Source organism: Parahaliea maris (assembly GCF_008064665.1).
GTDB classification, from domain to species: Bacteria; Pseudomonadota; Gammaproteobacteria; order Pseudomonadales; family Halieaceae; genus Parahaliea; species Parahaliea maris.
The window spans coordinates 112,844-125,626 of the sequence record NZ_VRZA01000008.1; the positions used below are offsets into that span (position 1 = coordinate 112,844).

The following is a 12,783-nucleotide window of genomic DNA, read 5'->3' on the forward strand; positions in this document are numbered from 1 at the left end:
ACAGATTATTGAAGTTGCAGGTTGCCGGTGGCCTGGTGTCTTTTCATGACCGGCCCCAGCATGAACAGGGCGAGCGCAGCCACCAGGGCACCCGCTCCCATCACAATCGATACCACCAGCAGGTCAAATCCGGCATTGAACAGAAAGCCGGCGATAACCGGGCCCAGGGCCGCTCCGCCACGCCCGATGCCTATAACGATGCCGGTGCCACTGGCGCGAATGTCCGAGGGGAAGGTATTCGCCATCAGTGCGTAGAAGCCCACCACGCTGGCGTTGGTGAAAAAACCGGTCGCTGCGGCGATCAGGGCCAGCCCGTTGAGATCGGTCTGCCGCACACCGAAGGCCGAAACCATGACGAAGGCGATCAACAGAACCACCATCAGCAGCTGGCGCAGCGGCACCCTGGAAGCGATGAAGCCCAGCAGGAAGGCGCCGGTCGCACCGCCGATGTTGGCCCAGACCAGCACCCCACCCGCAGCGGCGGCTTCATGGCCCATATCGACAACGATCTTGGGAATCCACTTGAGGATGTAATAGAACGTCATGATGAGCATGAAGTAAGCCATGACCATCAACAGCACGAGGGCACGGAAGTCCGGCGAAAACAGTTTGTGAAAGCTGGATCGACCAGCGGTCTCGGTACTCGCCGCCAGCTGATCGATACCGCCGTGGCCCATCCTGGCCAGTGTACGGTTAATTCTGTTCAGCGCATTGGCCGGGCGTCGCGCCGCCAGGTACTCAATGGACTCAGGCAACGAAAACCAGCTGATCACCAGGAAAGCACCGGTTACCAGCGAGCCAAAAACAAAAATCGCGCGCCAGTCGTAGGCCTGTAGCAACACCGTGGATATGCTGCCGCCGATGATTGCGCCGACCGGGTAGCCTGCCGCCATGAAGATCACCGCCAGGTTGCGGTGCTTGCGATTGGAGAATTCCGCGACCATGGCGTTGGTCGAGGCGAGCATACCACCGATGCCCAGGCCGGTGACAAAGCGCACCATCAGGAGTTGCCCGACGCTGGTCACCAATGACGCCACATACATACCCAGCGTCATGATCACCAGACAGAACAGGATGGTGGGACGCCGCCCATGCCGGTCTGCCAGGCCGCCCAGCAGGATCGAACCCACCGCCATCCCGAATAATTCGGCGGCCAGCACAATGCCGAGCTCCGCCCGGTTAATGGACCATTCGGCCGCAATCCCGGGTGAGGCAAAACTGATCGCCAGCACATCGAAGCCGTCGAGTGCATTGAGGGCAATGCACATCACCACCACGAAAATCTGGAATCCATTCATGGGGGAGTTGTCGAGAATCGTCTTGGGGTCAGACATCAAGGCATCTCTTATTATCGTTTCAACGTAGGGATTGCGCGTACGGTGTGCAGTTCAACAGCACTACCGCTGCGCGCTCACTGATCTGTGCTACACAGTAGTTTTTGCGGGCCATTGATTGAAGAGCGAAAAGTGACGATTAAAAGTGCAGAAAGTGCCAGCAGTGAGCGCCATGCACAGCTTGACCAACTTCCGGCCCGGCTCCCCTTCACGGAGCCTCACCACCCGGGGGGATTACCGCAACATCCACCCGCCGGCTTTCCCAATCGTGCCGGCCGTCACCCGGCACATTTTCCGCGCGCCAGGTGACGTGCAGGCTGGATGCCGGCACGCCCAGCCTTCGCGCAATCCGCTCCAGCTTGCTTGCCCTGGCGGCCGCCATGCCCTGGCGCTCTGCGAGCACCCCGGCGTTTTCAGTCAGTGACTCGCCCTGGTGGGCGTCAATGGACACCGTGCCGCCCGCGGCGACCGCGTATTCCAGCATCGCAATGAACTGCATCATGTCCGGGCCGGTTGCGCGATCACTGTCGAAGGGGAAATGAATCACCATCTCCTGCGCGGTAAACGGTGGCTGTGGCGGCTCGGGTTGCGGCGTGTCGTAAATAACGGCTTCAATGGAGAGCGCGGGATTCTCCTCGAGGGCTGCCATCATCCCGGCGGCGCGCTCGCGCTGTGCCTGCGAGCCGCGCTCGAACAGGTTTCTCGCACGACCGACCACGCTGCCGTCGAAGGGAACGATTTCATTGCATGACAGATCGCGTTCGCGCAGCACGCTCACCCGCCCGGAGAGTACTGTGGCGCCACACACCGGCTCACCCTCCACCACCTCTCCTTCCACCAGCACCTGGTGCATCAACTCAGGCCTGCCCCAGTCGGAGGGGCCCTGTAACGCATAGCGCTGCCCCTGATACTCGGTGAAAAAACACAGGTCCGTATTCGCCCCGGTATCCCTGGCAACAGGGCAGGCGGTGAACGAGAGCAATTCACCCGCGCCGGAGGAAGCACTCCACAGCACGCCCAGCGCCACAGCCACATACTGTCTCAGGTCGACCCACATCACAGCGTCCTCATGAAGTTGACCAGATCCTGCTTTTCCTGCTCGGAATAACCGATGTTGAAGCGACGGTCATAGAAGTCCACCAGCTCGCGCAGGTTGGCCGCGGAACCGTTGGTGAAGTAGGGAGCGCGTCCTGCCAGCGCTCGCATCTGCTGGGTCATCGTTGCACCGACATCCCGGCACTTGCCTGTGATCAACGCCCGCCCGGGGTCGTGGGTCAGAATCTCCCTGCCGAGGTAGGACTGGGGAGGCACATCGGCCTTGCAGGTAATCCGGAACAGTGGCAGATCATCCCGCTGGTTCTGCCAGGGCCAGCTGTTGAGGCCCAGATCCATAAACCCGGGCGCCAGATCCATACCCATGACGGTCGTGTTATGGCAGCCACCACCACAGGAGCGCTTGAAGGGATTCCCCAGGCCTTTATCGTTGTAGCTCCCGACATTGCTGATATAGAACCGGCGATCAAAAAATACCCTGGCGCCGCGCGCGACGGAGTTACGGAACGCCGTCTGCTGCCCGGTCTCACCACTCTCCCCCTCCCACATCGAAAACTCGCCAAACACCCGGTTGATGGGGTTGTTACCCAGCCTCCCCGGGGGCGCCTGCAACAGGGCATTGGGGCCGATACCGGGCGGTGCACCGGCTCCCGTCAGCACGCCGCCTACGTTGTCGAAGACCTGGCCCGCATAGAGTTGCTTTTCAAAAGCCTCGATCTTTGCCAGCGCCTGTTCGGGCAACGCGTCTGGTCGCTGGAGGTGAGTGCGCGCAGCGTCTTTCGCCTGCTCCTTCGGCGAGATGCCGCGGCCGTCGGTCATCAATTGCAGGGACACAAAGTCCCCGGTTTCCGGATCGGTGGGCAACAGGGTCTTGTCGTTATAGTAGAACTTGTCATGGGGGGGTACGCCATGCGGCAGTTCCACAAGGTGGGAAATGTTGATCACCGGGCGGGGGCGCCGGAATACGGAGACGGTAGGGCTATCGCTCCGAAGACCCCACTCGGGATCGAGATTGCAACCGGAGGGATCGCTGACTACTTCAATGCTGAATTCCGGCTCGACCTCCTCGCCGTCATAGGGCTTTGGCGGCCACGGCAGGCCCAGCCGGAACAGCCCCCGTTCGAGTAACAGCGAATGGGACGCCTTGTCCCCCTGGGGAAGGGAGGGGCAATTGGAGCCGTCAATGGCGGCAAACAGCGGGTCCTTGCCTCCGGTTTCTTCCCACCGTCGCTGGATGGTCGTCACCGAAACACTCATGCCATCGCCGGGTTGATGGCAGGTAACACAGGCGCGACCATTGCTTCCCATCGGGGTAAAGAAGGGGTGACCGTCGGTTTCAATGGCGCCAGAGGCGTTGATGATGCCAATGCGGCCATGCTCATTCGCATGCTCGCTGTAGGCAGGAAAGGTGCGCTTGTCGCCCGGCGCCCACCACTCACTCTGCGGATACTGGAGATCAGACGTGCCGCTTGTGGCAACCAGCGGCAACAGTGCAACACCGCCCGCTGCCAGCAGCTGCATCGACTTTACAAACACACTCTTCATTATCGATTGACCACGCTTGAAATACCTGCGACATTGACGGAATACCGCGCCCCGGGCGCCTACCCGTCAATCCCCTTCTTCTTCACCGACCAGCCTTCGCTGGTACAGAGCTGACAGTCGCTTCCGACAAACCACTCTCCGGCTTTCTTATCGTCCTTCAGTTGCCAGGACATCCACGCGATCGCCACCCCGGCATATTCCCCTCCGTGCTCGTCAAACAGGTAGGTCCCGCCGTGTCCTACCCCGTTTTCAGCAAAGAACACCGGTACGTGAGTGAGCCGGTCGAAATCATCCAGCGCGTTCCGATAGGCGATGTCCGAGGGACCGCCGTTGATATAGGCAACAGGACCTTGTAGTTCGGCCAGTTCCTCTTTCTTCACGTACAGGTTGGCGTTTCTGTCCATCACACCAGGAGGGGGTTCTGTCAGGACACCGCTGTTGAACGCGATACCCGTCTTCAAGCGCTTGTCTTTCAGCGCCGCTATGGCCTGCAGGCCACCGCAACTTGTCCCCATAACGCCGATCCGCCCGGTATCGATCTTGCGGAAGTAGGGACTCGATTCATCCCTGTTCTGCTGGTCTGCCCAATCGATCGCGGCCAGAATCTGCTCGACCGTTGTATCGGGCAGCGCTGACAGCGGGTCTGGTGCGCTGTCATCTTTGGGTGTACCACGAGGGCGTACTTCACGCTCGAAACGCGGATGTCCGGAAGCGATGACAAAAAAGCCATGGGAAGCCACCTCGCGCAGGAACTGGCTATAGCGCAGGCCATTGTCGCGACAGCCACCGTTGCCCCACAGCAGCAAGGGCATGGGTTCCTGAGGCAGACTGACTGGAAAATAGAGAGTGTCTGTTTGCAGTGATTTGTCGTAGATCGCCCTGGCGGGATAGGGCCCTGTGCCGGTGGTGGCACCTATCGGGCCGGGCGGCATTATTGCTATGTCCTGGGCCGCCGCCGCAAACGCGATCGAACCTGTGAAGGTAACAGCGAAAACCGCTGTCAAGGACCGGAATCTTTTCATGGAAAGGGTTCCCTGTTATCAAAGGCCTGATAAAAAAAGGGCCCGCGACACTGGCGTGGAGCGGGCCAAAGCTCTCACAGAGATATCAGAAGGAGTAGCGCAGTTTCACGCCCACTTCGCGGGGGTTACCGAGCAGGTATTCACCCCAGCCATCATCGCCACCCTGAGCCCGGCTGATGTATTCCTTGTCTGTCACGTTTTTGGCGTAACCTTCCACACGCCAGCCAGCGTCAGCCTCGTACGCCAGGAACAGATCGACCAGCGTTTTGGACGGCGTCAAATTGTAGTCATAGTGGTAGAACGTGGTGTAGTACTCATCCTGATAGGATACCCGCACCGTGGGTATCAGGCGGCCGCTCCCGAACTCAAAACCCTGATACGACAGTCCGAAGTTGAAGGAAGTCTCCGGCAAATAGTCGATGGGCTCACCTTCGAGATTGATGGTTTCAAACCCGACCGGATTGACCCCGTCTGCTGCGCCAGGTGGCAGGACTATTTCCAGTTCGCCATATTCCCCGTCGTTATAGGCAAAGGACACATCCCAGAGGAAATCTCCAAAGACTCCGGTGATCTGTGCTTCGATACCCTGGATAGTCGAGCCATCGACGTTCCTGGTTACCGATGCTGTTGGATTTTCAGGATCCGGAGAGTATGTGCGCTGGAACTGGTCATACTCCATATAGTATGCGGCTACAGACGCATTGATGTGGTCTTCGAACAAGCTGCCTTTCCAGCCCAACTCGTAGTTGGTGACCTCTTCTGACTCGTATTCATTGGCAAAGGGCGTGGTACCGCCTGGCTTGTACCCGGTACTGATCGTGCCATACAACAGTGAGTTATCTCCTGGCGTCCATTCCATCAGCACTCGACCAGTGGTTTTCTCGAAGCTGAGAAGTTCATCCGCAGGAAACGGCCTACCACTGGGTGCGTTGTAATGGGAGGGTCTTCCCTCAGGAAACGGACCGGCTGAGATATAGGAACTGTCACCGAAACCCACTTCGTCTTCGTTGTAGCGCAGGCCTATCTTGAATGTCAGGCTATCCGTGAGGCTGTAGCCCACCTCCCCAAATACGGCCTGATTTTCCCGGATAGTATTGAGGTCCAGATACAGGCGGGTATGAATGGTCGGGTCCAGACCGGTTCCCGGATAGTCCGGGTGGTTGTAGCGATAGAAATTCAGGTAGTTCTTCTGATCGTAGTCCAGAAAGCTCGCGCCAACAGTCCACTGCAGCGGCCCATCGGTTTCTGAGACCAGTGACAGTTCCGCCGTCCAGTACTCATCCAGAATCTTGAAATCATTCCCTGCCTGCACTGCGTCAGGATCAGTGAGAGGCGACCCCCGGTCGTCGTCGCTCAGGTAGTGCTGGTCACTTTCAAGGTACGAAAGATTGCCTTTGAAGCTGAAGGCGTCATTCACCATCCAGTTAATCTGCAACGTACCCCTGTCATAGGAGACGTTGCGATGGCCGTCGAGGTCGACGTTCAGGTCTCTGACATTTGAGTCGGGAAGATTATTGGTGCCGGGCTCTCGAAGAAACTTGTACGGCACGCCGTCCGTTTTATTATCACTCAATTCATAGATAACTCGGGCATCAAACCGGTCACTCGGGCTATATAGCAATTGGAAGCGACCAAAGGAACGATCTACATTCCCAGGCTGATCTTCGACCCGGCTCGGTGAAGTCGCCAGATCCGGCCCGTGATTCTTGTAAAAGCTGTCGCGTTGCTCCCAATCAACGGCTACCCGGGCTGCCAGTGTCTCAGTGAGCGGGAAAGAAATTCCGCCCCCCATGCGTTTTTTGTCGTAGGTGGCGGCCTCTACAGAGGCGAAGCCAGTGGTTTCGCCGAGTACGGGGCGCGTCGAGTTGATGAAGATCGCACCACCTGAAGCATTCTGACCAGCGTAGGTACCTTGCGGTCCGCGCAACACTTCCACACTTTCCACATCAAAGAACGCATCGCCGTACACAAACTCCCTGGCGACATAACCACCGTCGAGATGCACAGCAACGCCCGTTGTCTGGTTCGGCGCTGATTCCGACTGACCGACACCACGAATGTTCAGATATTTGGTGTTGCCGTTGTCGGTAAAGGTCAGTGACGGCACCTGGTACTGCAGTTGCTCAAAGGTGTCCACGCCGCGCTCATCGAGGGTAAGTCCGGTCAAAGCCACGGCTGAGATTGGCGTATCCTGCAAGCTCACAGCACGTCTTTCCGCTGTGACAATGACTTCCTCGAGCGTGGCCTGAGCACTTGTCATTTGTGCAGAGGTGGCTGCAGCAGCTGAAACGGCAATAACCAGAGCATGTTTTTGAGGGAAACGTGCGAATTTGATCATAAAGGGATCCACCATGTGTTTTCGTTATTGGAGCGAACCCTACCAGTGTGGACACTCGCTATGCAAGCGCTTTCATTCAAATTTCTTTCCTCTGGCGCCTTACTCCTGAGGCAAGGGATACTCCGCGCCCTGGCCACCACAATTGAATCATGCAGAAAATGCCATGAAGCCGCCTGTTTATGACACTTTATGCATGATATGTCGACACGGTCGACTCCTGTTATATTTCGCCCAATCTGATCGGTAACGGTGAATGTAAGCGCTTGCATTATACTGTTTCACCCGCTACATTGACGCGATAGCTGGTTGCCCAAAATCTGGCCCAGCGCCTGCAAATGCACAGTATTTCCAATAATTTTAAGGAGCTACCTTTGTCAGGTGTGTTCATTGCCACAGGAGATCTCGCCCCCGACCGCGAGAACTACAGTGAATCCTTCGCCGCAACACAAGAGGTCCTGCAACAGGCGGACATCGTATTCGGCCAACTGGAAACCTCCTTTGCCCGGGAAGGCGTCCGGGCACCGCAGGCGCGGCACGCGGTATTGGCACACCCCGATGGAGCAAAGGCTCTGGCTGACGCGGGATTCAACTGCATTTCCATGGCCGGCAACCATGTCCTGGACTGGGGCAATGATGCCTTCTTTGAGACCCGGCACCACCTGACAGAAAGCGGTATCTCCGTTGTCGGTGCCGGTGCGAATATACGTGAAGCCCGACAGCCGGCCAGGTTCACGCTCGACGACGGCACGCGCGTAGCCATACTGGCCTACAGCAGTATCCTGCCGATGGCTTACTGGGCAGAACAACGGCGGCCCGGTTGCGTGCCCATGCGCGCACACACCATTTACGAGCAGATAGAACACGACCAACCCGGCACTCCACCGCGCATTCACACCTTTCCCCACCGGGAAGATCTCGCGGCAATGCAGCAGGACATCCGTAAAGCCAAGGAAGAAAACGATGTGGTGATCGTCTCCCAGCACTGGGGGATTCACTTCGTCAGGGCGGTCATCGCCGACTACCAGCGCGACGTCGCCACAGCCGCCGTTGCCGCTGGCGCCGACGCCATTATCGGCGGGCACCCGCACATTCTGAAGGGCTGCGAGGTCATCGACGACGCCCCGGTGTTCTATTCTCTCTGTAACTTTGCCACGGACCTGCGCATGGATGCGGAACACGCTGCCAGCAAGGGATTCAACGAAATCCGAGGGCTGGCGGAGGAATGGGAACCGGATTTTGACAGCCTGTACAATTTTCCGACCGCGTCCCGGCTGTCGATGGCGGCACGACTGGAAATCGCCCAGGGCCGTATCCAGCGCAGCGGCTTCCTGCCCATTTTCATCGGTCACGACGCTGTCCCCCATTTTCTGGGGAGCGACGATCCGCGCCGCGGCGAAGTCGTCGATTATATGCGGGCAGTAACAGGGGAAGCCGGTCTTAACGCGCGCTATCATGAGGGCACTGACATGGTTGAGCTGAGCGTATGACCCTCTATAACCGCAACGTGCCGCTCGAGAGTATTGTCGGCCTGTATTTTCTCGCCTATATCCCCAATATCCTGATCACCAAGCTGCTGGCGAGCCAGATTGAGCCCTCCCTCGGCCGCCCGTTGACCGGGCTTGAGATACTGCCCTCGTCTCTCATCCTGAACATGGTACTCACCTACCTGTTCATCTGGCTGACGGGCTGGCATCGCGATGCCAACGCCATTGAACTGGCCGGCCGGCGTATTCCGGTGCCCACTCGCTACACCTTCATGTCGGCCTTTGGCACCGCCCTGGTATTGTTCACGGTTCCGCTGTCCTACACCTTCCAGGACGTGAGCATCCCGTTCATCCAGCTGATCATGCGCGGGGACATCCTGATTATCGCACCGCTGGTAGATACCCTGTTCGGGCGTCGGGTCCGCTGGTGGAGCTGGACCGCACTGGTACTGGTATTTATCGCCCTGGCGATCACGGTCAGTGCACGCGGCCGCCTCGGCCTGCCTCCGCTCGCCATCGCTACCGTGTTGCTCTATACCCTCGGTTACTTCATCCGTCTGACCATCATGACCAAGGTCTCCAAATCCGGAGACCCGGCGTCGGTGCGCAAGTATTTCGTCGAGGAAAAAGTCCTGGCGCTGCCGCTGTCCATTGTCATGCTGGCCCTGCTGGGTCTGTCGGATATTGGCACTCACTCTGGCGAACTGGCCTGGGGCTTTGTCGATGCCTGGCAATCTCCGGCCTTCTGGCCCATTGCCGGTATCTCGGTCACCCTGACCATTGTGTCGGTGTTTGCGGCGATTATCCTGCTCGACGCGAGAGAAAACAGTTACTGCGTGCCGCTTGAACGGGCCTCGAGTTTGCTGGCGGGCCTCATTGCCGCCTACATTTTGGCGATCGTCTGGGACCTGAAACTGCCCACCTCCGCAGAGATCACTGGTGCAATCATCCTTATCGGCGCGATCCTGCTCCTGACCCTGGCGCCGCGCTGGGACGCAAAGAAGCAATTGCGCCGAATGGCACCCCGACGGCCAGCCCGCTCCGAAAACCGCACGCACTAACGATAACAACTCCCCAACGGGCCCACTATGATCCGATCTCTTTGCACCCTCGCCACTGGCTTGCTTCTGGGTAGCGGTGCTTGCGCCGCGGCTCCACAACAGGATTCTGTCCGCTGTTCCCAGCTCGTGGACCCTGGCAAAAGTTTCACTTTCAACACCCGGGAAACCATTACCCCGGCGGATAACTGGCGCCCACAGGAAGCGAGCAGCTATGAACCCGTTGCCATCAACGTCAGCTTCTGCCGGGTATCGGGGACCATCGAGGGCAACATCGGTCTCGAGCTCTGGCTCCCCTTGCGCTCGCAGTGGAACGGCCGGCTGCTCGGTACCGGTGTCGGGGGCGACGCCGGTGTGTTCAATTTCACCGACATGGGGCAACGCCTCAATGAAGGCTTTGCCAGCTTTTCCACCGACAGTGGCCACAAACGCAGTGGCGATCCGCGCTGGATGGCCGATCCGAAGGCGCGTCAGGACTATACTCACCGCGCCGTGCACCAGGCGACCCTGGCCGCCAAGCGACTGGTGCGACAGTTCTACGGTGAAGCCCAGCAGTACAGCTACTTCCTCGGCTGCTCTGGGGGCGGCCGCCAGGGGATGAAGGAAATGCAGACCTACCCTGGGGACTTCGACGGCATTGTGTCGGGAGGCCCCGCACCCTACATGCCGCTACAATCGGTACGTATGATGTGGTTTGCCCTGCAGCAGAAGCAATCTCCGGAAGCCGCTCTGACCAACGAAGACTGGGATCTCTATGAAACGGCCGCCACCCAACACTGCGACGCCCGCGATGGCGTCACCGATGGCGTTGTCGAGAATATTGCTGCCTGTGATTTTGACCCGGCCGTACTAGCCTGCTCCGGCGGCGAAGACGCTTGCCTCAGCACCGCCAAACTGCAGATGCTGCAACAGATCATCCGACCAATGGTGGACGAGCAGGGCCAGCCCATGGATCGCGGCCTGTTCTCCGGCGTCCGTACACGGCAAGGCCCTCCTTCCCCGCTGCTGCGCGCGATGTGGGCCGACGGAGTCTACGATGATCCGCAGTGGAACGAGGACGGCTTCCAGCGCACCCGCGACCTCGCACTTGTCAACGACGCCATGCCAGAGCTGCGGGCCGACAGCACCTATATCGATGAGTATCTCGAGGGAGGGGGCAAAGCCATCATTTACCAGGGTTGGAGCGACCCCTCGACCGTCGCCGGCCTCGCTATCGACTACTACCGACAGTTATCCGCTACCTACGGCGGGGTGGAAGCCCTGTCGGATAGCGTGCGCCTGTTTCTCGTTCCCGGCATGTACCACTGCCGGCGAGGCCCCGGGGCGGACCAGTTTGGCGGCTCCCGCCACCAGACCTGGCCGGGTGACGGGGAGCGCGACATACTGTGGTCCATGATCCACTGGGTGGAACAGGGTGTCGCCCCCGATCATCTGGTCGCCAGCAAACTGGACGGCGAGGACACACGCTTTACCCGCAAAATCTGCCCCTTCCCGCAGAGCGCGGTCTACGACGGCAAGGCTGACGAGAACGCGCACCAGAGTTTTCACTGCGAAGATGACCCGGTGCTGGAAGTCATGCTCCAATGATGACGCTCTCAGCACAGGTAGCAGAACACATCACCACCTGTCCGGTCGACTCGCTCTCAGCCACCGCACGGGACGCCACCCGGCGCGCCCTACTGGATGCCGTGGGTGTCATGATCGCCGCCAGCCGGCTAAGCCAGGACGTCCAACCCTTCCTGGCTGAGGCCAGCGCCAGCGACGGCCCCTGCCTGGTCCTGGGCGGTGCTCACCGCAGTTCCGCGCTGGCTGCCGCGGGGGCCAACGGCGCACTGGCTCACGCGTTGGACTTCGAAGATACCTTTGACGCCGCAGCGCTGCACCCGAATGCGGCAATGATTCCCGCGGCCATGGCGGTCGCCGAACAGCGAGGCGGAGTCGATGGCGCAACCTTCGTGACCGCGCTGGCCCTGGGCTGCGACCTGGTCTGTCGCCTGGGGCTCGCGCTAAGGGAGCCGGTGAGCGAGCGGGGCTGGTACCCTCCCCTCCTGCTAGGCGCCTATGGCGCCACTGCAGCCTGCGCCAGGATTGCCGGGCTGTCTGCAGAGCAAACCCTCGACGCCCTGTCACTCACCCTGTGCATCGGCAGTGCCCCCGGCGCCATCGGCTCCGACCCACGCACCACGTTACGGGCGACACGGGAGGCCTTTGCTGCCGAGGCCGCGGTGCGGGCGGTCGCTCTGGCCGCCCGGGGTGTACGCGGCTTTGAACAACCGCTGGAGGGAACCGACGGCTTCTATGCACTCTACGCCGGCGGCAACTTCGACAGCGACGCGATACTCTCAAGCCTGGGCCAGTTTTTTTACGGCGAGCAATTGAGTTTCAAGCGTTGGCCGACCTGCCGCGGCACCCACACCTTTATCGAGATGGCCCTGGCCTTACGCGAGGAGAACCCCGATGCCATCGGCAACATTCAGGAAATCTCTGTCGATATCGGTGCCATTCAGCGCCAGCTGATCGAACCACGTGAACGCAAGTCGGCACCGCTCAGCGCCATCGACGCCAGATTCAGCATTCCCTTTACCGTGGCCCTCGCCCTGCTGAAGGGTGAGGTAACCCTGCACAATGTCGCCGGCTGCCTCGAGGACCCCGACGTCCTGGCGCTGTCGGCTAAAGTCACCCCCCGCCCAAGGCCGGACTGGGGGCGGGACCACGCAACAGCCGGGGCGATGCAAGTGACGCTCGCTGACGGTAACGTGTGGCGCGGCGAGCGTTTGATCGCTCTGGGCCACCCCGATCACCCCCTCGACACGGACGAGCTGGTAGCGAAGTTTTGCGCGGCATTTTCCCTGGCCGGGAATCCGCAGCAGGCGGCGACTGCCGCACAACAACTGCTCTCGATCGATACGCGGGCACGCTCAGACTTCGGCTTTCTCGCCATCGACTGAA

At 59.8% G+C, this 12,783-nt stretch carries 9 protein-coding genes; 4 read left to right on the top strand and 5 right to left on the bottom strand.

Going from position 1 to position 12,783, the window contains the following annotated elements; translation table 11 throughout:
* Positions 1-5 precede the first annotated feature (5 nt).
* The 5 genes from FV139_RS18510 to FV139_RS18530 all read right to left on the bottom strand — a co-directional run bounded on the left by FV139_RS18510 (position 6) and on the right by FV139_RS18530 (position 7,292).
* The gene (locus FV139_RS18510; protein WP_187276633.1) at positions 6-1,334 is read right to left on the bottom strand and encodes an MFS transporter; all 1,329 of its coding nucleotides are present in this window, start codon (positions 1,332-1,334) and stop codon (positions 6-8) included.
* 208 nt (positions 1,335-1,542) lie between these two features.
* Positions 1,543-2,391 (bottom strand): hypothetical protein, encoded by an 849-nt coding sequence (locus tag FV139_RS18515; RefSeq protein ID WP_148069970.1) that lies wholly within the window; start codon positions 2,389-2,391, stop codon positions 1,543-1,545.
* Positions 2,391-3,932: a hypothetical protein gene (locus FV139_RS18520; RefSeq protein ID WP_213004168.1), complete on the bottom strand. Its 1,542-nt coding sequence runs from the start codon at positions 3,930-3,932 to the stop codon at positions 2,391-2,393. The genes FV139_RS18515 and FV139_RS18520 overlap by 1 nt, the downstream gene beginning before the upstream one ends.
* A 59-nt stretch (positions 3,933-3,991) precedes the next feature.
* On the bottom strand, positions 3,992-4,954 hold the full coding sequence (locus FV139_RS18525) for an alpha/beta hydrolase (protein ID WP_187276634.1): 963 nt from the start codon (positions 4,952-4,954) through the stop codon (positions 3,992-3,994).
* A gap of 85 nt (positions 4,955-5,039) precedes the next feature.
* Positions 5,040-7,292, bottom strand: coding sequence for a TonB-dependent receptor (locus FV139_RS18530; protein WP_187276635.1), 2,253 nt, complete (start codon positions 7,290-7,292; stop codon positions 5,040-5,042).
* A gap of 380 nt (positions 7,293-7,672) precedes the next feature.
* Between FV139_RS18530 and FV139_RS18535 the strand changes: the two genes are divergently transcribed.
* From FV139_RS18535 to FV139_RS18550, 4 genes are all read left to right on the top strand, one after another.
* Complete coding sequence (locus FV139_RS18535) at positions 7,673-8,779, top strand: CapA family protein (protein ID WP_235898725.1); 1,107 nt, start codon at positions 7,673-7,675, stop codon at positions 8,777-8,779.
* Positions 8,776-9,837, top strand: coding sequence for a hypothetical protein (locus FV139_RS18540; protein WP_148069974.1), 1,062 nt, complete (start codon positions 8,776-8,778; stop codon positions 9,835-9,837). The genes FV139_RS18535 and FV139_RS18540 overlap by 4 nt, the downstream gene beginning before the upstream one ends.
* A 126-nt stretch (positions 9,838-9,963) precedes the next feature.
* The gene (locus tag FV139_RS18545) at positions 9,964-11,421 is read left to right on the top strand and encodes a tannase/feruloyl esterase family alpha/beta hydrolase (RefSeq protein ID WP_213004170.1); all 1,458 of its coding nucleotides are present in this window, start codon (positions 9,964-9,966) and stop codon (positions 11,419-11,421) included.
* Entirely contained in the window at positions 11,418-12,782 is a 1,365-nt protein-coding gene (locus tag FV139_RS18550) for an MmgE/PrpD family protein (RefSeq protein ID WP_213004171.1), read from the top strand. The genes FV139_RS18545 and FV139_RS18550 overlap by 4 nt, the downstream gene beginning before the upstream one ends.
* The last annotated feature ends 1 nt before the right edge of the window (position 12,783 follow it).

What these genes read in the sequence shown, in the direction of transcription:
- FV139_RS18510 (WP_187276633.1), bottom strand. Translation starts at nt 1,334, where the DNA reads ATGTCTGACCCCAAGACGATTCTCGACAACTCCCCCATGAATGGATTC.
- FV139_RS18515 (WP_148069970.1), bottom strand. Translation starts at nt 2,391, where the DNA reads ATGTGGGTCGACCTGAGACAGTATGTGGCTGTGGCGCTGGGCGTGCTG.
- FV139_RS18520 (WP_213004168.1), bottom strand. Translation starts at nt 3,932, where the DNA reads ATGAAGAGTGTGTTTGTAAAGTCGATGCAGCTGCTGGCAGCGGGCGGT.
- FV139_RS18525 (WP_187276634.1), bottom strand. Translation starts at nt 4,954, where the DNA reads ATGAAAAGATTCCGGTCCTTGACAGCGGTTTTCGCTGTTACCTTCACA.
- FV139_RS18530 (WP_187276635.1), bottom strand. Translation starts at nt 7,292, where the DNA reads ATGATCAAATTCGCACGTTTCCCTCAAAAACATGCTCTGGTTATTGCC.
- FV139_RS18540 (WP_148069974.1), top strand. Translation starts at nt 8,776, where the DNA reads ATGACCCTCTATAACCGCAACGTGCCGCTCGAGAGTATTGTCGGCCTG.
- FV139_RS18550 (WP_213004171.1), top strand. Translation starts at nt 11,418, where the DNA reads ATGATGACGCTCTCAGCACAGGTAGCAGAACACATCACCACCTGTCCG.